Raw genomic sequence first — 23,207 nt, 5'->3', positions numbered from 1 at the left:
AAAGAGATTCTGAAATATAAATAAACCCTATTTTCTATTTCAGTAAAAGGTCGGATAGAAAATAAAACAGTGCTGCGAGAAGACCTCGCAGCACCATAAAGGTATTACCAGCGGTAATGAGCAAACGCTTTGTTAGCGTCAGCCATGCGGTGAACGTCTTCACGTTTCTTAACCGCAGTACCTTTGTTCTCAGACGCATCTAGCATTTCAGCAGCTAGGCGTTGAGCCATAGATTTTTCACCACGCTTACGCGCAGCTTCAACTACCCAACGCATAGCAAGAGCGTTACGACGAACCGGACGCACTTCTACAGGTACTTGGTAAGTTGAACCACCTACACGGCGAGATTTAACCTCTACCGCTGGGCGAACATTTTCAAGAGCTTCTTCGAATACAGCTAAGTGATCTTTACCAGATTTCTCAGCCATAGTGTCTAGTGCAGTGTAAACAATTTTCTCTGCAGTAGATTTTTTACCGTCAACCATAAGGATGTTAACGAATTTTGCCAGCAATTCAGATTTGAACTTAGGATCTGGAAGGATCTTACGCTGACCAATGACGCGACGACGTGGCATGAATTTTCTCCGTTGTCTTCTTCAGGTTTTATCCAAAACTTTTCAGTTTTATCAAAAATAATAAATAAAATAGTGTTTGGCCTTACTTAACGCCTTTCTTAGCCCCTTTATACAAAAGAGCAGAAAGAAGCATTAAGACTTAGGACGTTTCACACCGTATTTAGAACGACCTTGTTTACGGTCATTTACGCCAGCACAGTCAAGTGCACCACGTACTGTGTGGTAGCGAACACCCGGAAGGTCTTTAACACGACCGCCACGGATTAGAACAACACTGTGCTCTTGAAGGTTGTGACCTTCACCACCGATGTACGAAGTTACTTCGAAACCGTTTGTTAGACGTACACGACATACTTTACGTAGTGCCGAGTTAGGTTTTTTAGGTGTAGTAGTGTAAACACGAGTACATACACCACGCTTTTGTGGGCACGCTTCTAGTGCAGGCACGTTGCTTTTAACAACTTGCTTTGCACGAGGCTTACGTACCAACTGGTTAATAGTTGCCATTAACTAGCTCCTGATTTACTTGAAAGTAAGCTTTGTGAAAAATCTATCCCTATGCACATCAAGTACAATTAGGGACGCAAAATTCTATTCAGTGTGACATAGAGTGTCAAGAAATATACGGATCTTTTTTGCACAGTGGGAAAGTGTATTGAGGAAAGAAGATTGAAGAAGAACTCACCAAGTCATAGACTTTTCGTTTTCAGCCGTTAACTCAACAAAGCCAGAATACGAAATGAGAGTATAAGCTGGAGAGACTAACCCCTCTAAGCCTCGTGCTTGAACATCTTCTAAAAGTAGGAAAACAAGGTTGTCAGCTTCTAACAGCAGTGATGACATAGAATGAGAAACTACGCCAGCATATACCGCATCTTCCATCAGAAGTATGTCGTCTTTTTCCTGGCTATATTCAAAAGCCAGCTTCAATTGGTCGAGAGATTTTACGATGTGTAACAAACCAAGATCCCTAAAAAGTTAAAACCTTATCGCACGCTTGTATTTTCTCAGCAATACCTGATGCTGGAAGCGCGATTGCATCAAGTACTAATGGCGCGTCAGCAAGCCCCATCTTCATTAAACTATCTTCGCACACGAATACCTCCTCGATATCGTATAGCTCCATTAGCTTAAAGGTCGATATATAGTTGCGAGACAACACGCTCTCTGGTTGTTGTTCACCCACCAGCTGAGCAACACCTTCACCAATGAAGAAAAGACGAATATTGTCGCAAAAGGCTGAGGCAGCTAATAGAGCATCAAGCCCTTCTCGGCCTGATGAGGTCGAATGCGGTAAGGTTTTAAATACAAAGCCCAAGCTATTCAAAACTGCACCACTCTGTCTTGTGTTAATAAAGCTTCCGCCAAGCTGCCTAGCCCAACCAGCTCAAAGCCGGTAGCCAAATTATGAATTTCTAAATTATGTTGCTTGGCTTCTGCTTGACTGATCACGCCACGGCGTAAAGCAGCCGCAACACAGGTATGTAGCTTCACATTATGCTGAAGTGACAGGTTTTGCCATGCCGCGACTAAGTCAAATTCATCATTTGCAGGCACTGTCATAGCAGAACCATTTAGCACGCCATCTTGGTAAAAGAATATGCTCGAGAGTGTGTGACCTTTTTCAATCAGCGCTTTTGCAAACAAATAAGCACTACGTGCTGATTGAGAACCATACGCAGAGCCGTTCACAAGAAGCGTGTAGCTAAGAGGCAGGCTCAATCTTCACCATCCTCAGTTTTACGTTGTCTGATATATAAATAAACTGTGTGCTTAGAGATATTGAGGCGATCTGCCACGCGGTTAATCGCATCTTTAATATCAAAGATACCTTTGTCGTACAGCTCCATAACAATCTGTCTGTTTTTTGTGTTGTTTGAAACAGATTTGTCAGAGTTAATCTCTTCTATGGTTCTTTCTACCGTTTGGTCCACTAGCTCTTCAACATCACTAGCAAAGTTCACTGAAGACGCAGCTTCTTTCGCTTCTTGATCCGGCATGAAAGATTGCAGTATTTGAGCAAAAGGCGCATCAAGATTAATGTTGATACAAAGTAAACCGATCACACGGTTGTCTCCATTACGTATCGCTATCGTAATGGATTTCATCAACACGCCACCTTTAGCTCGCGTGAAGTAAGAGCGAGAGAAGTTGCGTTCAGAGCCTTCGATATCCTTTAGCATCTTGAGTGCTAAGTCTGTAATAGGCGAACCCACCTGTCGGCCAGTATTTTCACCATTAGCGATTTTGATAGCCGACGTATTTAGGTTTTCTAACGAGTGCAGCACGATTTCGCAAAAAGGACCGATTAGGCTGGCAATACCATCAACCACCGCCTCGTAAGACTTAAGGATGATTTTGTCCTGCTCACTGAATGGCATTACATTTACGGAGTCCATCTCCAGTAACATTTCTGGGGTCACTATTTCTTCTGTCGTCGTCACTTCTATTTGCCCTAAACTTCTATTCGCCCTGAATACATATCAACATTTTTATGTAAGTTTATCAGAAAATTTGAGCAATTTGCTTCGTCAGATCACTATCTAGTGACATATAACCAAACAAATTGCGCCAGGCCGATAAAAAAGAAAAGGCCTGACAATGTCAGGCCTCAAATTGATTAGAGATGGATCTCTACTAATTACTTAGTTTTAGGAGCTGGCTTCGCATGTGCGTGCGGTGCTTCAGCCTTCTTAGCATGCTCTACTTTGATAAGCTCAACATCAAACACTAGTGTAGAGTTTGCTGGAATTGTTGGAGTCGCGTGATCACCGTAAGCTAGTTTAGGTGGAATAACGAACTCAAACTTAGAGCCAACAGGCATTAGCTGTAGACCTTCAGTCCAACCAGGAATTACGCGATCTAATGGGAACGTCGCTGGCTTGCCACGATCGTAAGAACTGTCAAACTTAGTACCATCAATTAGCTTACCAGTGTAGTTCACTTCAACTACGTCAGTCGCTGAAGGCTTCTCGCCTTTTCCTGGAGTAATGACTTTATAAAGCAGACCAGACTTAGTCTCTTTTACGCCATCTTCTTTAGCAAATTTGGCACGGAACTCTTCACCTGCTTTTTGAGCAGCAGCAGCTTGCTCAGCTTCTTTTGCTTTCATTTTTGTCGCAACACGTTGATCCAAAGATTCTAGCGCCTGACGTGTTTCGTCTTGGTTCAGTCCAGCTTTGCCAGCAAATGTATCTTCAATACCTTTTAGTACTTCATCTTTGCTTAGCTTGATGCCTAGTTCGTTTGGCTTCTCAATGCTTTCACTTAGGTAGTTTGCAAAAGAAACACCGATTGCATATGCCGCTTTATCATCGTCAGATTTAAAGTGAACTTTTGCCTGCTCTGTTGCTGCTGGAGCTTGAGTTGCTGGCGCGGCCTTTGATGACTCTTCCTTTTGACAGCCAACTGCTAGCACTACGGTTGCCGCAAGCAGTGACACTTTAAATATAGATTTCATTGAATTCTCCAAGTAGGGACTAACCATCTGTTAACGCGCACAAATTTGCTGTAAATACTGGAGTGCACGACGTTGTTGTACCAATATATGATTATCTGCTGCGAATGTTTACACAACAAGTGAGTATTTAGCCATAATGCGAAACATTTTTCATGCTATTTCAGCGATAATTGTCATCGTACTGTTAAATGGATGCTTTTTCTCCAGCGACGATGCTCAGAAGTGGGTATTAGAGCCTGATGGCTCGACAGCTTTTGGCCTGAGCCGAGATGGCCGCTTTGCACTTGTGTATTCGCTTGAACACCATTTAGTACTCTGGGATCTCTACCAAAATAAGAAGCTTGCTAACTTGGGTGAACAAGATCCTGAAGCACATACTGTCTCTACGATTCGCATCTCTGACAACGGCCGCTACGCAGTTACCGCGACTCAAACCAACTTCGCCGTTTGGGATTTAGCTTGGACTCAAGCTAAAGGGCTTTGGTCTATCGATGATGCCCTAATTGTTGATGCTGATGTATCAAGCAATGGAGAACAAGTATTACTAGCACTCACCAATGGAAAAGCCATTTATGTCAACCTTGCAACAGGTCGACGTATGGAGTTTCTGGCTCACAATGACAAAGTTAATACGGTTGCTCTCTCACCGAATGGTTTATACGCCCTTTCGGGGGGCAATGACCATTGGGCATACTTGTGGGATACCAAGACTGGGCATGTCATTCGCGATTATGAACACAAGCAAAGAGTCAACCGTGTAGCGCTTCAGCGTGATGGTAAGTATGCACTTACTTCTGACGTTGGCAACGATGCTTATATTTGGGATCTAAAAACGGGTAAGAAAATATCTCATTTACATAGCTTTTCAAGGCAATTGATTTTCTCTGCTGCTCGCTTTTCAGATGACGGCTCTAAGCTCGTTACTGGTACCCCGTCAAGCCGCCTTATGGTATGGAATACAAAAACAGGCGAACGCCTTGATGGCTTCGAAGCAATGCCGAAAAAAGATACTCGCCCTCCACGAGCAGTAGTGTATGATGCAGCCTTTGATAACAAAGATCGGGTGATATCTGGCACATCAGCAGGCATTGCCCAAGCGTGGAAATTAGATGACTGATAAGTACGTAGAACAGCTTGAGCAACGTGTAAGCAACCTAGAGTGCCAATTAGCATTTCAAGAGCAAACTATCGAAGAGCTCAATGATGCATTAAGCCAACAACAATTGCTGATATCTAAAATGCAATCGCAAATGAAGTATTTGGTTGGCAAAATGAAAACGATGGATACATCACAACTTGCTGATCAAACAGAAGAAACACCACCGCCTCACTACTAAGCGCAATTACTACAATAAATGCGCTTAGGAAAAGACGTAAGCGATCACTACCCCTGCAACAACAAGACACCCGCCTATACGCCTTAGTTGATGATCAGGTTGCTGACTGAGCTGAGCAACTAAGTTTCTCCAACCATTAGGAGCAATGAGCGGTCCTACCCCTTCAACAATCAGGACTAAGCCAATAGCTAGCCATACAGAGTTAGACATGCTTTACCTACCATTTTTTATATTTTGAGAAAAAGAAAGGCCCCTAAAAAGGAGCCTTGATATGATTATTTAGTGCTTACTTAGAGCTACTCTTTCCACTATCCCCATTAGGGTTATTCATGTACTGGAAGAACTCACTCTTCGGATCAAGAACTAAAATGTCACTCTTATTGTTGAACGACTGTTCATAAGCCTTCAAAGAACGCCAGAAACTGTAAAATTTAGGATCTTGCTTATAAGCCTTCGCATAAATTTCTGCAGCTTCACCATCCGCTTTACCACGGATTGTACGTGCGTCTCTATCTGCCTCAGCAAGAATTGTTGCAACCTCTAACTCTGCTTGAGCGCGGATTACTTCTGCTTTTTCACGACCTTGTGAGCGGTGCTTACGAGCTACTGTCTCACGCTCTGCTCTCATACGATCGTAAATAGACTTACTGATACTATCTGGAAGGTTGATTTTCTTGATTCGGAAATCAACAACTTGAATACCCAAGTCCTTAAGTGCATTTTGACGAGTACCTTCTAGTACATTTTGCATGATCTTGTCACGTTGACCTTCCACTTCTAGTGCTTGCTTAGCAGCTTCAGTCGCGACTGCATCACTATTGATACTAGGTAGGACATTATCATTACGAGGACCAGAAACAATTTGCTTGATTTCACGAGAACCTATTTCCGAACGAAGCATATCAGTCACTTTACGACTCAATAACGCTTCAGCCGTCATCACGTTGCCACCGCCCGTTGCTAGGTAGAACTGACCAAAATCTTTGATACGCCATTTCATGTACGAATCAATGATGATGTCTTTCTTCTCAGCAGTAACGAATCGGTCAGAGCGGCCATCCATTGTTTGAATTTTCGCATCCAAAGTTTTTACTCGGTCAAACAATGGTAGCTTAAAGTGCAAACCCGGTTGATAGATTTTCGCGATATCGTTGTTATCTTTCAGAATTCGACCAAATCGAACCACAATGCCTCGGTCGCCTTCAGGAATAACAAACACTGACATCAAAAACAGTACGATGATGACAACCAATAGAGGTATAACTAGTTTACGCATTATTGGTATCTCCCTTGACGTGAATCCGTTGTTCTAGTTGAAGAACTCGTCGTGGTTTTATCACTCGTTTTTGACTCCACTTGGATCGGTGCGTAAGTCGATGAAGAACTTGACTTGCTGCTCTGGGACTTTTCGCTTTCACCCTTCAGCTTATCAATCGGTAGATAAAGTAGGTTGCCACTTGAGTTTGAGTCTACAAGTACTTTCGAGGTATCAGAATAGACTTTCTCCATTGTATCCAGATATAGACGCTCACGAGTAACCTTCGGTGCAGCCTTGTATTCTGGTAACAACTGGTCGAACTGAGCAACTTGACCATAAGCCTGGTTCACTACGCGTTCTGCATAACCTTGAGCTTCTTTTTTAATACGCTCTGCACGACCCGTTGCTTTCGGCAAGATATCGTTGCTGTATGCTTCTGCTTCACGAACATAACGCTGTTCATCTTCTCGAGACGCTGTCGCATCATCAAAGGCATCTTTTACTTGCTCTGGTGGACGAGCATCTTCGAAGTTAACCGCGACAATCTGAATACCCATATCATATCTGTCAATGATGTGCTCAAGCGTTTCTTGAGTGCTTTGACGGATTTGTTGACGGCCATCAGTTAGAATGCTGTCCATTAGCGAGTCACCGATCACTGCACGAAGTGCAGATTCAGTCGCTTGGCGCAAGCTATCATCTGGGTTTACAACACTGTAGAGGTATTTTACTGGGTCGGAGATGCGATACTGCACGTCCATCGATACTGTTACCACGTTTTCATCTTTGGTTAACATGGTTCCAGAGGTTCTTAGTGAACGAATTGCTTGAACGTTTACTAGAGTGTAGGTATCGATAAACGGTGGACGCCAGTTCAAACCAGGGCCTTCGATTTTATCGAACTTACCTAGTTGAAGGACAACAGCTCTCTGAGCTTCACCCACGGTGTAGATACCGAAAAAGGCCCAAACGACAACTGCAGCGAGAAGAATTAATCCTACACCTACTTTGCCGCCAGATCCGATAGGCGAACCTTTTCCATTTTTTCCACCAAACTTTCCACCCAATTTTTGACTCAGCTTATTAAATACTTCGTCTAAATCTGGCGGTCCTTGATCACGACCACCGCGATTATTATTGTTCCCCCAAGGGTCCTTATCGCGGCCATTATTGTCGTTATTATTGCCAGGCTCATTCCACGCCATTAGAAAGCTCCATCAATAGATATGACGTTATACTGTAGCAGCCATTTAAGTAACTATAAAGTCACGTAAAACTGCCTCTTCTCTTTTTTCGAGTCTCGACCAGTCGACTTGTTGCATTCGAACATCGATCAGCAAATTACCGTCCTGGTCATACTCTTCTCGTTGAATACACTTCAGTTGGAAAAATGTACTACGAATTCGTCCTTGATACTGTGGTGGAATTCGCAGTTGGTATTGAACTAATTGGGTGGCCAACCGTTCAGAAAGCGCTTCAAATAAGAGCTCAATACCTAAACCATCCATCGCAGAGACCCAAACAGTTCGAGGGACACCTTCGTCATCTCGCTCAATTCTTGGCTTCTGCTCTGGTAAGTTATCAATCTTGTTCATCACGACTAAAGCAGGAACTTCATCCGCATCAATCTCTTCTAGCACGTCATGAACTGCTTTAATATTCTCTCTAAAACGCTCATCGCTTGCATCTACAACATGTAACAAAATGTCAGCTTCTTGTGTTTCTTGAAGCGTTGCCTTAAATGCTGCAACTAAGTCATGTGGCAAGTGCCTGATAAATCCAACCGTATCGGCTAAAATCGCAGGTCCTATGTCAGACAACTCAATTTTACGAAGCGTCGGATCTAACGTTGCAAACAACTGATCCGCAGCATATACACCCGCTGCAGTTATTCGGTTGAACAACGTTGATTTACCAGCATTGGTATAACCAACAAGCGATACCGTTGGTATCTCAGCTCTATTTCGAGCTCTTCGGCCTTGCTCTCGTTGTTTAGCGACTTTATCTAGCCGACGCAAAATAGCCTTAATTCGGTCACGTAGTAAACGTCTATCGGTCTCTAGCTGGGTTTCACCAGGACCGCGTAAACCAATACCACCTTTTTGCCTTTCTAAGTGTGTCCAACCTCGAATTAGGCGAGTGGAAATATGGCGTAGCTGAGCAAGCTCAACTTGCAGCTTACCTTCGTGAGTGCGGGCTCTTTGAGCAAAGATATCGAGAATCAGTCCAGTTCTGTCTAGAACTCGACACTTGCATAATGTCTCGAGGTTGCGCTCCTGAGCAGGAGACAAAGCGTGATTGAATATAACTATGTCGGCACCAACAAGTTGCACCACTTGGGCAATCTCTTCGGCTTTTCCTTCTCCAACATAGTATTTAGGGTGAGGAGATTGCCGACTACCGGTAACTACCTGTAGTGTCGACACTCCTGAAGAAGATGCGAGCATTTCAAACTCTTTTAAATCTTCCCATTCACCTGTTTGCGTAAAATTAATATGAACAAGTACGGCTCGTTCACCGGATTCATAACGGTCAAACAAGCGTCCGACTCCTTACATATTGAGTTTTGGTGTGGATCAGAACTTAATCCTCTGATTTTTCTTGGCGCTCTGCTTGAGGACGTTCAGCACTGTGGTGGCTTACCGCTCGAGCAGGAACAACTGTAGAGATAGCATGCTTATATACCATCTGGTTAACTGTGTTTTTCAAAAGAATAACAAATTGATCAAAAGACTCGATTTGACCTTGAAGTTTAATTCCATTTACAAGGTAAATTGATACTGGAATACGTTCGCGACGCAGCGCGTTCAAAAATGGGTCTTGTAAAGATTGCCCCTTAGCCATTTTATATTTTCCTTAGTTGTTTTGTTGTAATTATTTAGCTAGTGGTGCACTTTAAATGAGGTGCGGCCTTTGCATCTGAGCTAAACGAAAAAATAAACCCGTATCACTTGTTATGTAGCTAAAATAAGCAAATATCAAGTCCAGATCCTCAACGGGCTTCAATCACGCAAAAGCGATCACATTATACACAGTTAAACTACTCCGACGCCACTGCATTTGACAGTGTTTCGAAAGCTGCATCAACGTCATCGCTCGCGAGCCAAGTTAAATTCTCCCAGCTGCGCAGCCATGTCATTTGGCGTTTTGCCAATTGCCTTGTTGCACATACGCCGCGGAAGATAGCTTCATCAAGAGAGCAATTGCCCTCTAAATAATCCCACATCTGCCTGTAACCTACACAACGGATAGAAGGCAGATCTGGATGAAGATCCTCACGAGAGTACAATGCTCTCACTTCTTCTTCAAATCCAGCGTCGATCATCTTACCAAATCTTAACTCGATCCGGCGATGCAATTCTGCCCTTTCCTCTGGTGCGATCGCAAACTGTTTTACTCGGAAAGGTAAACTTTCACCTTTCGTTTTGGTTAACTCTGTCAGTGACTTACCTGAAATACGATACACTTCAATCGCTCTAGACAATCGTTGTGGATCATTAGGGTGAATGCGCTCTGCTGAAGTCGGATCAAAACTACATAACTGATCGTGCAAAGCTTGCCATCCACTCTCCTCGGCTTCATTCAATATTTGTTGCCTAATTTCAGGGTCAGCAGCAGGCAGTGGTGACAACCCTTCAAGCAGTGCTTTGAAATATAACATCGTGCCGCCAACCAATAACGGAATGTTACCTCTTGCAACAATCGCTTCCATTTCTTTGGTCGCGTCTCGACAAAAGTCCGCGGCAGAATAGGCTTCTGAAGGGTCCAGAATATTAATTAGCTTATGAGGAGCCAGTGCCAACTCTTGTTCATCAGGCTTGGCTGAGCCAATATCCATCCCCTTAAATATCAACGCAGAATCGACACTAATCACTTCAACGGGGAAATGTTGACACATACGAATAGCAAGATCAGTTTTACCTGACGCAGTTGGCCCCATTAAAAACAGAGCGAGGGGTAGTTCTTTATTCTTGGACATGTAGTGCTAGTGCCTGTTGACCGTTGGTTAACTGTGTAAATTTGAAATCGTAGACGAGAAGTCCGCTAGTGTCACCAGCTGAGAATCGTCTAAAGGCAGCGCATCTTGCCAAAGTTGCTCCAATTCCGCAATAAGCTGAATGGCTTCAGACAAAGTATAGTCATTCTTTAATTCACTCGTAGAATCACAAAGCCACTTTGTTAGTGAGTGAGTGCTTACGTCAGTATTGTTTGCCCGACTAGCTAATAGAAAAGACAACATCTCTGGCACCAGCTGTTGTAGGTTCTTTTGTCTCAAAGGTTGGGGGACAGACATAATCATCACTGCCGCTTCATTGCGAACTTTAAACTCAAAGCCAAATTGATGGCACAATGCGTGGCTCTGCTTTACGACTTCAATGTATTCTTTATCCAGCTTTAGTGACAAAGGCACCAGCAATGGCTGAGCAAGCAAAGACCCACGTTGAATATCGAGTTGGCGGTAGTTTCTTAGCCACTCGGCTCTATTTAGAGACACCAACACCACATTGGCTTTATCGCTCATCAGTAAGTAGCGCCCTTCAACAACGGCAACGGCTTTTCCTAGTTGAGTGATAACTTTTCGTTCTGCACTCACTGGATTTGTATTTACTGCATTCGTTTCTAGATCGTTGTTCGTCGCGATGTCAGGAGTCGACAGTAATTCAGAGTATACCTTCAATTCAGCTTGCGAAACTGAAGGTTGCGGTGAGTGCCCACTACGGCTTTGTGATTTGTTTTTCCTCGAACTCCCTGATTGCCAGTCATTATATGGGGCTGGCTCTTTTGTTTGGCTATGTGCCTCACTGCTAAATGGAGATGAAGACGGAGTATACTGAGCTCGAGCGGGAGCTTCTTTAACACTGAACTCTGATGACGATGGAGCCTCAATACCCTCGGGTGAAGTAGCTGTTTTTTGATATTCAGTTGGACTAACATCTTGTATTTCAGAATCACTGGAAGGCTCGATATTTTGGCTCTGGGCAAGAGCATCACTGAGCGCTTGATAAATAAAGTCGTGCACTAGCCTTGCTTGATGAAAGCGCACTTCGTGCTTAGCCGGATGGACATTCACGTCTACTTGACGCGGATCCAGCTCGATAAACAACACATAAGTGGCATATTGATCAGAGCGCAAGGTTGTCTCGTAACTTTGACGAATAGCATGATTAATCAATTTGTCTTTTACGACTCGACCATTAACATAGCAGTACTGTAAATCGCTCTGTTGCCTCGCTGCTTCTGGCTCTGTAATCCAACCGTGCAACTTTAAACCTTGATGCTCTAGCTTCACACCAAGCATGTTTCTAACAAAGGCATTGCCACACACGCTTGCTAAACGCTTCTCTGTCTGCTGCGTATTCGTCGCCTTTCTATACTGACGTACAACTTTATTGTTGTGTTTCAACGTCAATGTCACATCAAAACGGCTCAGTGCTACACGTTTTAGCAGCTCATCAATATGGCTAAATTCTGTTTTTTCTGTTCGCAAAAACTTACGCCGAGCTGGCGTGTTGAAAAACAAGTCGACGACTTCAACGGTCGTTCCTACCGGATGTGCGGCGGGCTGCAACTTCACTTCCATATCTCGCCCTTCACAATACGCCGACCAAGCCTGCTCTTGGCTCACTGGTCGAGATGTCATCGTTAATCGAGATACCGAACTGATACTGGCTAACGCTTCTCCCCGAAAACCGAGACTGTCGATCGCTTCAAGATCATCAAGCGTGTGTATTTTTGAAGTAGCGTGACGACTTAGCGCCAAGGAAAGTTGATCTTTTTCTATACCTTTCCCATTGTCACGAACACGAATTAACTTCGCACCACCTTGATCAATATCGATATCAATCTTAGTTGCGCCAGAGTCCAAACTATTTTCCACTAGCTCTTTTACAACCGAAGAAGGTCTTTCAACAACTTCTCCAGCCGCAATTTGGTTAGCAAGTCGAGCTGGTAGGATCTTAATCGTCATAGGTAGCGTCTATTTATTGTCATGTTCGAAATATCATATATGTGGAATAAGCAATACTTGACCAATAGCTAACTCGTCCGTCTTCAACTTGTTAGCCTTGCGAATACTATTGATAGGAATCCCATAGCGACTGGCTATCTTGCCTAGGTAATCGCCTCTCCTTACTTTATATTTACGAACAGGTAAATCTTTTACACTGACTGTAATTTTAAGCTTCTGACCCAATAACAAAGTATTCGAACGAAGATGATTTTCTCGTTTGATTTGGGAAATAGTGACTTTATATTTGTCTGCAATCTTGCCTAGATAGTCTCCACGCTTCACAACGTGTGTCACTGTTTTAGTTTGCATCGGATTCTTGTCTACAGGTACGACAATGTCAGTAGATTTACCTGGAATGACTAAAACTTGCCCCACCCTTAAGCCAGAACTCTTCAAACGATTCTCTTTCTTGAGGGCGGCGACTGTGGTTCCGTGCCTTTTAGCAATAAGAGATAGAGAGTCGCCACGTCTAACCTTGTATGTCTTCGACTCTAATCGTTTTGCAAATAACGTCCCTGGCGGCGGTTCAACTTCGAAGTATTTCACCACTGCCTCGGTGATCGCCCGGGCAATTTTGTCTTGATGACTTGGCTTAAATAGTAACCTCTCTTCACTTGGGTTAGAGATGAAGCCGGTCTCGACAAGCACTGAAGGAATGTCTGGAGATTTCAATACCGCTAGACTTGCATACACAGGCTTACTACGGTGTAAGCGAGCCACTTTACCTAATTTGCCCAAAATATCCGATGCTAGTTTATAACCTTCATTCTGAGAATGGCTAAACTGCAAATCCAACAGGGTTTGGCTAACATTTTTATCACTCGCATTTTTGGCTAGGACTTCCCCTGCACCACCAAGAAGCTCAGATTGCTTCTCACTGTTTTCCACCCAGCGAGAAATTTCCGTATTTGCTCGTCGCGTATTTAGAACAAACACAGAAGCACCTCTTGGTTGTGGTGACATAAATGCGTCTGCGTGAATAGAGATTAAAATGTACGCTTTATCTTTTCGTGCTATCTCAGTACGTCGATTTAAGCCAACGTAGTAGTCACCTGTTCGAGTCAACACAGCTCGTATGCCGGGAATCGCATCCATCTTATGGGCGATTTTCTTAGCGATAGCTAAAGTGACCGTTTTTTCGTATTTCCCCGTTGGCCCGATAGAACCCGGATCTTCTCCACCATGGCCAGGATCGATAGCGACAACAATCTCTTTGTTGCCAGTTTCTTTAGGCGCATCGGTTTTTATTCCTTTGCTGGAACCCTTAAAAAGGGGGTTACTGCTAGCCGTATTGGAATGGGGAAAATCAACAACTAATCGATGACCGTACTGACCACCTGGTGTCGGTGGCAATTTAAATATTTGAACTTTACTCTTCTTTTTTAGCTCAAACACCAATCGGTACGTCGATTTATTCGGGGGTGTGCTTTTACGGATCTTTTTTAGGATCGGGCTGTTTTTTACAACAGTCGGTAACTTAGCATGCAGAGTTGTGTCTTTAAGATCCACGACTAAGCGCTGTGGGTTACTTAATGAGAAGTAACTGTAATCCACATCAGACTTTAAGTCGAATACAACCCGAGTTTCATCAGGAGAAGGCCATACACGTATCGCTTCTAGTGAATTTGCCCAAACGATATTTGATAATGGCAAAAGAATCAGGACAAGAAAAACAACAACTGTCCGAGCTAATTTAGCTATCAACGTAACTCCAAGTTCTTAATTAATGAATGTCCATAATCATTGTTAGCTTGTATAGAAATCGAGCGCTGTTCACCATCGTAGCTCATTTCAATATCAAGATCAGCTTCTGGCAGCAAGCCCGCGCCTTTCTCTGGCCACTCGACCAAACAAATAGCATCCGAGGTTAAGTAATCACGAATCCCCATAAACTCAAGCTCTTCAGGGTCTGAAAGTCGATACAAATCAAAGTGATAAACGTTCCATTTGTCTAATTCGTAAGGCTCGACAATGGTATACGTTGGACTTTTTACATTGCCACGGTGACCAAGAGATCGAATAAAACCTCGACTAAATGTCGTTTTCCCTGCCCCAAGATCGCCATGCAAATAGATTGTTGTTTGCTTTGTACATAGGTTTGCAACCTCTGCACCGATATTAACCGTCGCTTGCTCATCAGAAAGGGCAAGTTTTATTGTATTCATTTAATGCGTTCTCTTTAGGAGTTTTATTTATTTGCGAAGTAAATCTATAGAACAGAGGAAATAGTAAACCGGGATAGATTTAACAGACAAGCTCTGTTGTGTAAGTAGAAAGAAAATTATCGCAACTAACAACGAATTTGTCACTAAACTGATGCAATGATCATTACAGATAATCGTCGACCAAGATCTAGATCCTAACAAAAAGATCCTGTAAGATCCCGCATCCTTGATCCAGAGAACCATGAAGATGGATTACGTATTACTAGCTGAAAACATCAAGCAATGGGCTGCTGAGCTTGGCTTTCAAAAGGCTGGAATTACCGATATAGATTTGCGACAGCACGAGCCTCAACTGCAACGTTGGTTAGATGCAAATTATCATGGTGAAATGGATTGGATGGCGCGACATGGAATGATGCGAGCTCGGCCTAATGAGCTACTCCCCGGTACAATTCGGGTGATCAGTGTAAGAATGGACTACTTACCTCCAGAGGCACAATTCGCGTCAAATTTATCCAATCCAAATCAAGCCTATATCAGTCGCTATGCATTGGGTCGTGACTACCATAAATTGGTACGAAACAAGCTAAAGGCATTGGGTGACAAGATTAAACAAGAAGTTGGCGAATTTGGCTATCGACCATTTGTCGATTCTGCGCCGATTTTGGAAAGACCACTAGCCCAGAAAGCTGGATTAGGTTGGAGTGGCAAACACTCTTTAATACTAGATAAACAGGCTGGCTCGTGGTTCTTTTTGGGAGAACTATTGGTAGATTTGCCTCTGCCGATTGATGAACCCGCTCAGGATGAATGCGGTAAATGTGTAGCATGTATGACCTCTTGCCCTACGCAAGCGATTGTTGAAGAAGGTGTCATTGACTCACGACGTTGTATTTCGTATCTGACAATAGAGTTTGATGGTGTCATTCCCATCGAGTTTCGAAAAGCGATTGGAAATAGAGTTTACGGTTGTGACGATTGCCAACTTGTTTGCCCTTGGAACAGATTTTCGAACATAACGGGACAAAAAGATTTTCACCGTAGGAAAGTCTTTTTAACGAGCGAGCTGGTCACACTGTTTCAGTGGAGTGAATCTGAGTTTCTTAAGTATATGGAAGGTTCTGCAATTCGGCGTATTGGACACCTTCAGTGGCTAAGAAACCTCTCTATAGCCATGGGCAATGCTCCCTATTCGGATAGGATTGTCGATGCACTGAGAGCTCGATTAGGTGAAGATAGTAATCTAGACATCCATATCCAGTGGGCTATGGATGAGCAAAAGGCTAAGCATCAGCCAGAAGCGGCATCCGCTATTCAAACTAAAAAGGAAAGGTTAATTAGGATTGTACAAAAGGGATTGAAAAGAGATGCATAATATTTGCCAAAATATAGCCAAATTATTTGACGTGTAGTCAAAAAAATCACATGTGGAAAAAAGAAAATTTCAATCAAGTATTGGATTTAATAAAAAAGTTAGCCACATAGGATTCCAATGATTAAGATCAATAAAACAATCACTTAATATCCAGCCCGAGCAAAGACCTAAGCCGTAATTAAGAATGAAAGTCCTTTATTTTTAATGAGTTAGACACCACCCCAAATGTTCGGCATCTATGCCTAAAAGCAAAATGAGTTTGAAACTTTCAACTGATCTGCCGATTGATCTAACTTACCCACCAAGTTATCCACAGAAGCCAATTTGTGGATAAGTCTGTGAATGTTTAAAAATATTTATATTGGGACTTATAAAACAGTCAGACTTGCGCCAAAAGCTTGAAGTGCAATTTCTGGCGTGCTGTTTGGAAATGCTAGGGTTTATGCTCTGAGAGCACATCTAACTCTAGAATACGGCTAATCGTTATGCAAATTTTTAGTTAATAAAATTAGAGTTATTGATTAAATAATCAGTAACAATCTGTTTTTGTTAGACTAAAAGATAACCATCATCTGAGTCTGATAAAATGGAGCGACACACGAGGTTCGAACTCGTGACCTCAACCTTGGCAAGGTTGCGCTCTACCAACTGAGCTAGTGTCGCATTAGATTTGCATTACTATCTATTGGCAACCTATTTACAAAATTGCGATAGACATAATGTTTTGAATCATTGGTTGCGGGGGCCGGATTTGAACCGACGACCTTCGGGTTATGAGCCCGACGAGCTACCAAGCTGCTCCACCCCGCGTCCGATTTCATCGCTTAGCGATGAGTGTACTTTTCAGTACTTAAAATTTGGAGCGACACACGAGGTTCGAACTCGTGACCTCAACCTTGGCAAGGTTGCGCTCTACCAACTGAGCTAGTGTCGCATAGTTTCCCGGCATTAGCCGAAGAACTAAATGTGGTTGCGGGAGCCGGATTTGAACCGACGACCTTCGGGTTATGAGCCCGACGAGCTACCAAGCTGCTCCATCCCGCGTCCGATTTCATCGCTTAGCGATGAATGTACTTTTCAGTACTTAAAATTTGGAGCGACACACGAGGTTCGAACTCGTGACCTCAACCTTGGCAAGGTTGCGCTCTACCAACTGAGCTAGTGTCGCATGGTTTCCCGGCATTAGCCGAAAAACTAAATGTGGTTGCGGGGGCCGGATTTGAACCGACGACCTTCGGGTTATGAGCCCGACGAGCTACCAAGCTGCTCCACCCCGCGTCCGATTTCATCGCTTAGCGATGAGTGTACTTTTTAGTACTTAAAATTTGGAGCGACACACGAGGTTCGAACTCGTGACCTCAACCTTGGCAAGGTTGCGCTCTACCAACTGAGCTAGTGTCGCTTAACAACGTTTCCGTCGTTTAGGGCTGCGAATTATAAGAGCATTTTCTTTTGATGCAAGCCCTTCTGAGAAAAAAAATTGATTTTTTTATCGAATGATTAAAAATCAGGCAAAAGTTCGTTATTTTGTGCAAATATTCGCTTGTTGGTAATAATTAAATTAATAAAAACAAGCTGGTGGGCACTTAGATGGTAAAGATAGTCTTACGGTAATAGCTCAATTCAGCAATAGATTCGCGAATATCATCTAGAGCTAAATGAGTTCCTTGCTTGGAAAACCCATCAACTACGTCGGCTTTCCAGCGGCGTGTCAGCTCTTTAATGGTACTTACATCAATCACTCGATAGTGAAAATAACTATCTAGCTCTGGCATGTGCTTAAGCAAAAACTTTCTATCTTGCCCTACACTGTTTCCACAAATTGGTGATTTACCTTGCGGTACCCATTTTTCAAGAAACTCTAAAGTCTCTTGCATGGCTTGTTGGGTAGATACTTTACTGGCTCTGACGCGATCAACCAAGCCGCTTCCGGTGTGTGTTCTTGTACACCAATCATCCATTTTATCCAGTTCTTTTTCGTCCTGATGTATTGCTAACACAGGCCCTTCGGCCAAAATATTTAGCTCTTTATCTGTCACGATAGTGGCGATCTCGATAATTTTATGCGTTTCTGGATTTAAGCCAGTCATCTCAAGATCGATCCAAATTAAGTTCTGATCGCTAAAGGACATAGATGATGTGCCTATTTGTTTGTCTATAAAAAGGGTACTATACCCAAAATAAGATCCCCTAGATAGCTTAGAATCTATAAACATGATCAGGCAAATATCGCCGAAGTTATCTCAAAAACACCATTAGGTGTAAAAGCGATCAGTAACCAAGAGATAAACAGTAAGTAGAAAATTGTGGCAAAAAAGAAAAAGCTAACCAAAGGTCAAGTTCGACGAGTTCGTCACAACCAGAAAAAGCGCTTGCAAGAGTCAGACACCGTTCAATGGGATGAATCCATGCTCGGTGCGACTCAAAGTGGTTTGGTGATAACACGTTTTGGCCAGCATGCTGACATCGAAGATTTAGAGTCAGGCACGATACATCGCTGCAACTTAAGACGTGGAATCGAAACTCTTGTATCTGGAGATAAGGTTATTTGGAGACCTGGAGTCGAACAAATGGCTGGAATATCTGGTGTCGTCGAAGCTGTTGAGCCAAGAAGCTCTGTGTTAACTAGACCTGACTACTACGATGGCCTCAAACCCGTCGCTGCCAATGTCGAACAAATGGTGATCGTTGCTTCTGTTTTACCCGAATTATCACTTAATATCATCGACCGTTATTTAGTGGCTTCGGAAACTCTGTCTATCTCTCCATTAATTGTTCTCAATAAAATTGATCTACTTGACCAAGAGCAACGTGACTTTTTTGCAGATCACTTAAGTATTTACCAAGATATTGGCTACAAAGTTTTGTTTGTCAGCAAGGAAAGTGGTGAAGGCATCGATCTGCTAGAAAAAGAACTGTCGCAAAAGATAAACATATTCGTTGGTCAATCCGGTGTAGGTAAATCCAGTTTAGTAAATGCTCTAATGCCGGGCCTTGATATTGAAGAAGGTGCTGTTTCTGAGAATTCTGGTTTAGGCCAACATACAACCACCGCGGCTCGCTTGTATCATATCCCTACAGGTGGTGATTTAATTGACTCGCCGGGAGTACGCGAGTTTGGCTTATGGCACCTAACACCTGACGAAGTGACCAAGGCTTTTGTTGAATTTCAGCCTTATATCGGTGGCTGCAAGTTTCGTGACTGCAAACATTTTGACGACCCTGGTTGCCAAATACGCGAAGCTCTAGAAGATGGAGAAATCAGTGAAAGTCGCTTTGAGAACTATCATCGTATTCTAGAAAGCATGAGTGAAAACAAAGCCAACAGGCAGTATTCGCATAGAAAGAAAGCCGACTTATAAGTCGTAAAACATCAGAGACGCAAACAGAAAAAGCTGACATTTAGCGCAGCTTTGCATAACATTCGGCACCAGCCCCCAAATATTTATAGTTATTGGAAATTATCGTAATGGATAAGATTAAAGTTGCTTTGCAGCATTGGATTCCGCAACATGGTTTAACTCGCTTAGTAGGCAAGCTTGCCTCCGCAAAAGCGGGAAAGCTAACCACTTCAGTGATTAAGCTTTTTATAAAACAGTACAACGTGAATATGGATGAAGCACTGCATTCTGATCCTAGCTATTTCAAAACGTTCAATGAGTTTTTTGTCCGTGAGTTGAAGCCTGGTGCTCGCCCAATTGTAGAAGAGAACTCTGTAATCACCCACCCAGCGGATGCTTGCGTTAGTCAGTTTGGTGATATCGAGGACGGCCAACTCATTCAAGCTAAAGGACACTACTTTAGTGCTCAGGAACTACTAGGCGGAGATAACAAGCTCGCAGAAGAGTTCGATGATGGAAGTTTTGCAACCTTGTATCTATCACCACGTGACTATCACCGTGTACATATGCCGTGTGATGGTACTCTACGACAAATGATTTATGTCCCTGGGGATCTATTCTCAGTAAACCCATTAACAGCAGAAAATGTCCCAAACTTGTTTGCTCGTAACGAACGAGTCGTATGTATCTTTGATACTGAGTTTGGTCCATTGGCTCAAGTTCTTGTCGGTGCAACGATTGTGGGTAGCATTGAGCTGGTTTGGGCTGGCACAGTAACACCACCTAGAGGAAATACTGTCTATCGTTGGGAATACCCTAGTGAAGGGCACAACTCTGTGACTCTTAAGAAAGGCGAAGAGATGGGACGATTCAAACTTGGCTCAACCGTTATTAACTTATTCGCGAAAGATGCAATCGAGTTTGATAACTCTGTCCAAAATGAAGTTCCAACAAGAATGGGGACAGAGTTCGCTCATATCAAAGCGGACAACTAATATCCTTCTAACTCCCTAAACCATTTCTCTGGTATATTAGCGAGGCTTATCACATAAGCCTCGTTTTTTTATTCTACAAACTTCTTACTAAGTGAATTTATTATGAGCTTTGAATGGCTCGCCCTCGCGGCTGCTTTTCTATGGGCAATCGCCGGGTTGCTTTCCGTTAAACCTGCCCAACACCTAGGTACCTTTTCTTATAGCCGCTGGCGAATTGGTTTAACCGCCGTGGTATTGTCGATTGTTTCTCTCTATTCCGGAGGCTGGGCTAGCGTTAACTCCAGTATGCTACTGCCTATGATTCTTTCCGGTATTGTCGGCATTTTTATCGGTGACAGCACTTTGTTTGCTTGCTTAAACATGATGGGGCCTAGGCAATCAGGTTTGCTCTTTGCTTGTCACTCTGTTTTTTCGACTGTACTTGGGTACTTCCTATTCAGCGAGCAGTTAAGTTTACTCCAATTTATCGGCTTTACTCTGGTCTTTAGTGGGGTCGTGTGCGCGATATTTTTTGGAAGGAAAAGTCGAAACAGCAACCAGCTAGAGACCCTAAAAGGAAACATTTGGATAGGCATTACTCTTGGGCTAACAGCTGCACTGTGCCAGTCTCTTGGTGGAATCATTGCTAAACCAGTCATGCAAACATCAATAGATCCAATTACTGCCTCTGCTATCAGGATGATTGCTGGCTTCTCCGCTCACTTAGTTTTCAGAGTCTCAGGTGCAAGAGTTGCGAAAGCCACCCAGCCAATGAACAGAAAGATATTTTCAATCACCGCGTTAAATGGCCTGCTCTCTATGGCGCTCGGCATGACTTTGATCCTTTATGCTCTGCAAGATGGTAACGTTGGATTGGTCGCGCTGCTCTCATCTACGACACCGATAATGCTGCTTCCTCTACTTTGGATTTACACTAAACAGCGCCCAAATATTTACGCTTGGATAGGCGCAATACTTGCTGTTATAGGAACAGGAATTCTTGTTACTTAAGAGCTAATTTAGTTACAGACTTCTATGCTAAATCCATAATTTTGCCATTAAATGGGAAATTCATTGATCTTTACCTACAGTTATCGCTTTAAACTGTAGTAAAATTACGCTAATTTGTTTTTCCAAGTTCCTTTGAATTTTTGACGAGGTAAAATCTATGTCAGCTAAGAAGCCATTAGCTCTAGTCATTCTTGACGGGTGGGGTCACCGTGAAGACAATTCCAGCAATGCAATCAATAACGCGAAGACTCCTACCATGGATGAGCTGGTTGCGACTTACCCAAACACTCTAATCTCAGCATCTGGCATGGACGTAGGTCTTCCTGATGGTCAAATGGGTAACTCTGAAGTTGGCCACACTAACATCGGTGCAGGCAGAATTGTCTATCAAGATCTGACTCGTATCACTAAGTCTATCGCTGACAAAGAGTTTCTTGACAACCCTGCGCTTGTAAAAGCAATGGACAGCGCTATCAGCGCAGGCAAAGCTGTTCACCTTATGGGCCTAATGTCTCCAGGTGGCGTACACTCGCATGAAGACCACATTTATGCCGCTGTTGAAATGGCAGCAGAACGTGGCGCGAAAGAAATCTACCTACACTGCTTCCTAGATGGTCGTGATACACCACCACGCAGTGCAGAAAACTCGCTGAAACGCTTTGACGCGCTATTTGAAAAACTTGGTAAAGGTCGCATCGCTTCTTTAATCGGTCGTTACTATGCAATGGACCGTGACAATAACTGGGATCGCGTACAAGTTGCTTATGACCTGCTTACTCAATCAAAAGCAGAGTATACTTTTGACTCAGCGGTAGCTGGTTTAGAAGCTGCATACTCTCGTGAAGAAAATGACGAATTTGTAAAAGCAACAGCAATCAAAGCAGAAGGTCAATCTGACGCAAGCATTAAAGACGGCGACGCTGTTATCTTTATGAACTACCGCGCTGACCGTGCTCGCCAAATCACTCGTTCTTTCGTACCTTCATTCGACGGTTTTGAACGTGCAGTTTTCCCTGAAGTTAACTTTGTCATGCTAACTCAGTACGCGGCAGATATTCCGCTATCTGTTGCTTTCCCTGCTGAGTCTCTAACTAACACTTACGGTGAATGGCTATCTAAACAAGGTAAGTCTCAGTTACGTATTTCTGAAACAGAAAAATATGCACACGTGACTTTCTTCTTCAACGGTGGCGTTGAAAACGAGTTTGAAGGTGAAGAACGTCAACTTGTTGCTTCTCCGAAAGTAGCAACTTACGACTTACAACCAGAGATGAGCTCTACAGAGCTGACTGAAAAACTGGTTGCTGCTATTAAGTCTGGTAAGTACGACACTATCATCTGTAACTATCCAAATGCGGATATGGTTGGCCACACTGGTGTATACAATGCAGCAGAGCAGGCAATCGAAGCTCTTGATGCATGTATCGGTAAAGTGGTTCAAGCTATCAATGAAGTTGATGGCCAAATGCTGATCACTGCTGACCACGGTAACGCAGAAATGATGGTAGATCCTAAGACAGGTGGTACTCATACTGCACACACCAACCTTCCAGTTCCACTTATTTACGTAGGTGACAAGAAGTTTGAATTTAAGTCAGATGGTAAGCTATCCGACCTAGCACCTACAATGCTTGATCTTGCTGGCATTGAAGTCCCAAGCGACATGACTGGTCACATACTTATTAAGTAACGTTCACCAAA

General features: G+C 43.2%; 24 protein-coding genes and 7 tRNA genes. 7 read left to right on the top strand and 24 right to left on the bottom strand.

Annotated elements, in window-relative coordinates; translation table 11 throughout:
• Positions 1–104: 104 nt before the first annotated feature.
• From rpsG to fkpA, 7 genes are all read right to left on the bottom strand, one after another.
• Entirely contained in the window at positions 105–575 is a 471-nt protein-coding gene (gene rpsG / locus L7A31_RS20960; protein WP_047044141.1) for a 30S ribosomal protein S7, read from the bottom strand.
• 132 nt (positions 576–707) lie between these two features.
• The gene (rpsL, locus tag L7A31_RS20955) at positions 708–1,082 is read right to left on the bottom strand and encodes a 30S ribosomal protein S12 (RefSeq protein ID WP_004399892.1); all 375 of its coding nucleotides are present in this window, start codon (positions 1,080–1,082) and stop codon (positions 708–710) included.
• Positions 1,083–1,256: 174 nt separating this feature from the next.
• The gene (tusB, locus tag L7A31_RS20950; RefSeq protein ID WP_237363737.1) at positions 1,257–1,535 is read right to left on the bottom strand and encodes a sulfurtransferase complex subunit TusB; all 279 of its coding nucleotides are present in this window, start codon (positions 1,533–1,535) and stop codon (positions 1,257–1,259) included.
• Positions 1,536–1,545: 10 nt separating this feature from the next.
• Entirely contained in the window at positions 1,546–1,902 is a 357-nt protein-coding gene (tusC, locus tag L7A31_RS20945; RefSeq protein WP_237363736.1) for a sulfurtransferase complex subunit TusC, read from the bottom strand.
• The gene (gene tusD, locus L7A31_RS20940) at positions 1,899–2,291 is read right to left on the bottom strand and encodes a sulfurtransferase complex subunit TusD (RefSeq protein WP_237363825.1); all 393 of its coding nucleotides are present in this window, start codon (positions 2,289–2,291) and stop codon (positions 1,899–1,901) included. The genes tusC and tusD overlap by 4 nt, the downstream gene beginning before the upstream one ends.
• 2 nt (positions 2,292–2,293) lie before the next feature.
• Positions 2,294–2,986, bottom strand: a complete 693-nt coding sequence (locus tag L7A31_RS20935; RefSeq protein ID WP_237363824.1) for a helix-turn-helix transcriptional regulator — start codon at positions 2,984–2,986, stop codon at positions 2,294–2,296.
• Between the two features lie 230 nt (positions 2,987–3,216).
• Positions 3,217–4,035: an FKBP-type peptidyl-prolyl cis-trans isomerase gene (gene fkpA, locus L7A31_RS20930; protein WP_237363735.1), complete on the bottom strand. Its 819-nt coding sequence runs from the start codon at positions 4,033–4,035 to the stop codon at positions 3,217–3,219.
• A gap of 136 nt (positions 4,036–4,171) precedes the next feature.
• Here fkpA and L7A31_RS20925 point away from each other — a divergent pair, with 136 nt between their 5' ends.
• Positions 4,172–5,152, top strand: coding sequence for a WD40 repeat domain-containing protein (locus L7A31_RS20925; protein ID WP_237363734.1), 981 nt, complete (start codon positions 4,172–4,174; stop codon positions 5,150–5,152).
• Positions 5,145–5,372, top strand: a complete 228-nt coding sequence (locus tag L7A31_RS20920) for a SlyX family protein (protein ID WP_237363733.1) — start codon at positions 5,145–5,147, stop codon at positions 5,370–5,372. Before L7A31_RS20925 ends, L7A31_RS20920 begins: the two co-directional genes overlap by 8 nt.
• A gap of 24 nt (positions 5,373–5,396) precedes the next feature.
• On the opposite strand, the gene L7A31_RS20915 is transcribed toward L7A31_RS20920, so the two are convergent.
• The 9 genes from L7A31_RS20915 to tsaE form a co-directional block, all read right to left on the bottom strand.
• A complete protein-coding gene (locus L7A31_RS20915) occupies positions 5,397–5,582 on the bottom strand; it encodes a DUF2065 domain-containing protein (RefSeq protein ID WP_237363732.1) in 186 nt (61 codons plus the stop codon).
• 76 nt (positions 5,583–5,658) lie between these two features.
• Positions 5,659–6,648 carry a protease modulator HflC gene (gene hflC / locus L7A31_RS20910; RefSeq protein WP_237363731.1) on the bottom strand — a complete coding sequence of 330 codons (990 nt, stop codon included), beginning with the start codon at positions 6,646–6,648 and terminating at the stop codon, positions 5,659–5,661.
• Positions 6,648–7,835: an FtsH protease activity modulator HflK gene (hflK, locus tag L7A31_RS20905; protein WP_237363730.1), complete on the bottom strand. Its 1,188-nt coding sequence runs from the start codon at positions 7,833–7,835 to the stop codon at positions 6,648–6,650. Before hflK ends, hflC begins: the two co-directional genes overlap by 1 nt.
• Positions 7,836–7,880: 45 nt before the next feature.
• Positions 7,881–9,170, bottom strand: a complete 1,290-nt coding sequence (hflX, locus tag L7A31_RS20900) for a ribosome rescue GTPase HflX (protein WP_237363729.1) — start codon at positions 9,168–9,170, stop codon at positions 7,881–7,883.
• Positions 9,171–9,213: 43 nt separating this feature from the next.
• Entirely contained in the window at positions 9,214–9,474 is a 261-nt protein-coding gene (hfq, locus tag L7A31_RS20895; RefSeq protein ID WP_237363728.1) for an RNA chaperone Hfq, read from the bottom strand.
• Between the two features lie 196 nt (positions 9,475–9,670).
• A complete protein-coding gene (miaA, locus tag L7A31_RS20890) occupies positions 9,671–10,609 on the bottom strand; it encodes a tRNA (adenosine(37)-N6)-dimethylallyltransferase MiaA (protein WP_237363727.1) in 939 nt (312 codons plus the stop codon).
• 27 nt (positions 10,610–10,636) lie between these two features.
• The gene (gene mutL / locus L7A31_RS20885) at positions 10,637–12,598 is read right to left on the bottom strand and encodes a DNA mismatch repair endonuclease MutL (RefSeq protein ID WP_237363726.1); all 1,962 of its coding nucleotides are present in this window, start codon (positions 12,596–12,598) and stop codon (positions 10,637–10,639) included.
• 33 nt (positions 12,599–12,631) lie between these two features.
• On the bottom strand, positions 12,632–14,344 hold the full coding sequence (locus L7A31_RS20880; protein ID WP_435532917.1) for a LysM peptidoglycan-binding domain-containing protein: 1,713 nt from the start codon (positions 14,342–14,344) through the stop codon (positions 12,632–12,634).
• Positions 14,341–14,805, bottom strand: coding sequence for a tRNA (adenosine(37)-N6)-threonylcarbamoyltransferase complex ATPase subunit type 1 TsaE (gene tsaE / locus L7A31_RS20875; RefSeq protein ID WP_237363725.1), 465 nt, complete (start codon positions 14,803–14,805; stop codon positions 14,341–14,343). Before tsaE ends, L7A31_RS20880 begins: the two co-directional genes overlap by 4 nt.
• Before the next feature lie 247 nt (positions 14,806–15,052).
• On the opposite strand from tsaE, the gene queG reads away from it, so the two are divergent.
• Positions 15,053–16,180: a tRNA epoxyqueuosine(34) reductase QueG gene (gene queG, locus L7A31_RS20870; protein WP_237363724.1), complete on the top strand. Its 1,128-nt coding sequence runs from the start codon at positions 15,053–15,055 to the stop codon at positions 16,178–16,180.
• Between the two features lie 587 nt (positions 16,181–16,767).
• Here the strand turns inward: queG and L7A31_RS20865 are convergent.
• The 8 genes from L7A31_RS20865 to orn all read right to left on the bottom strand — a co-directional run bounded on the left by L7A31_RS20865 (position 16,768) and on the right by orn (position 18,312).
• Positions 16,768–16,843 (bottom strand) — tRNA-Gly (locus L7A31_RS20865).
• A 70-nt stretch (positions 16,844–16,913) separates the two neighbouring features.
• Positions 16,914–16,990, bottom strand: a tRNA-Met gene (locus L7A31_RS20860).
• Between the two features lie 48 nt (positions 16,991–17,038).
• Positions 17,039–17,114, bottom strand: a tRNA-Gly gene (locus tag L7A31_RS20855).
• A gap of 33 nt (positions 17,115–17,147) precedes the next feature.
• Positions 17,148–17,224, bottom strand: a tRNA-Met gene (locus L7A31_RS20850).
• A gap of 48 nt (positions 17,225–17,272) precedes the next feature.
• Positions 17,273–17,348: transfer RNA gene (locus L7A31_RS20845), tRNA-Gly, on the bottom strand.
• A gap of 33 nt (positions 17,349–17,381) precedes the next feature.
• Positions 17,382–17,458, bottom strand: a tRNA-Met gene (locus tag L7A31_RS20840).
• 48 nt (positions 17,459–17,506) lie between these two features.
• A tRNA-Gly gene (locus tag L7A31_RS20835) sits at positions 17,507–17,582 on the bottom strand.
• A gap of 184 nt (positions 17,583–17,766) precedes the next feature.
• A complete protein-coding gene (orn, locus tag L7A31_RS20830; RefSeq protein WP_237363723.1) occupies positions 17,767–18,312 on the bottom strand; it encodes an oligoribonuclease in 546 nt (181 codons plus the stop codon).
• Positions 18,313–18,486: 174 nt separating this feature from the next.
• Here orn and rsgA point away from each other — a divergent pair, with 174 nt between their 5' ends.
• The 4 genes from rsgA (at position 18,487) to gpmM (ending at position 23,196) form a co-directional block, all read left to right on the top strand.
• Entirely contained in the window at positions 18,487–19,542 is a 1,056-nt protein-coding gene (gene rsgA, locus L7A31_RS20825) for a small ribosomal subunit biogenesis GTPase RsgA (RefSeq protein WP_237363722.1), read from the top strand.
• Between the two features lie 107 nt (positions 19,543–19,649).
• The gene (asd, locus tag L7A31_RS20820; RefSeq protein WP_237363721.1) at positions 19,650–20,516 is read left to right on the top strand and encodes an archaetidylserine decarboxylase; all 867 of its coding nucleotides are present in this window, start codon (positions 19,650–19,652) and stop codon (positions 20,514–20,516) included.
• A 102-nt stretch (positions 20,517–20,618) separates the two neighbouring features.
• Entirely contained in the window at positions 20,619–21,506 is an 888-nt protein-coding gene (locus L7A31_RS20815) for a DMT family transporter (protein ID WP_237363720.1), read from the top strand.
• Between the two features lie 157 nt (positions 21,507–21,663).
• Positions 21,664–23,196 (top strand): 2,3-bisphosphoglycerate-independent phosphoglycerate mutase, encoded by a 1,533-nt coding sequence (gpmM, locus tag L7A31_RS20810; protein WP_237363719.1) that lies wholly within the window; start codon positions 21,664–21,666, stop codon positions 23,194–23,196.
• The last annotated feature ends 11 nt before the right edge of the window (positions 23,197–23,207 follow it).

This window comes from Vibrio marisflavi CECT 7928 (assembly GCF_921294215.1).
Lineage (GTDB): Bacteria > Pseudomonadota > Gammaproteobacteria > Enterobacterales > Vibrionaceae > Vibrio > Vibrio marisflavi.
The sequence above is the reverse complement of the archived record's forward strand: the minus strand, read 5'-3'. Positions and strand labels throughout refer to the sequence as shown.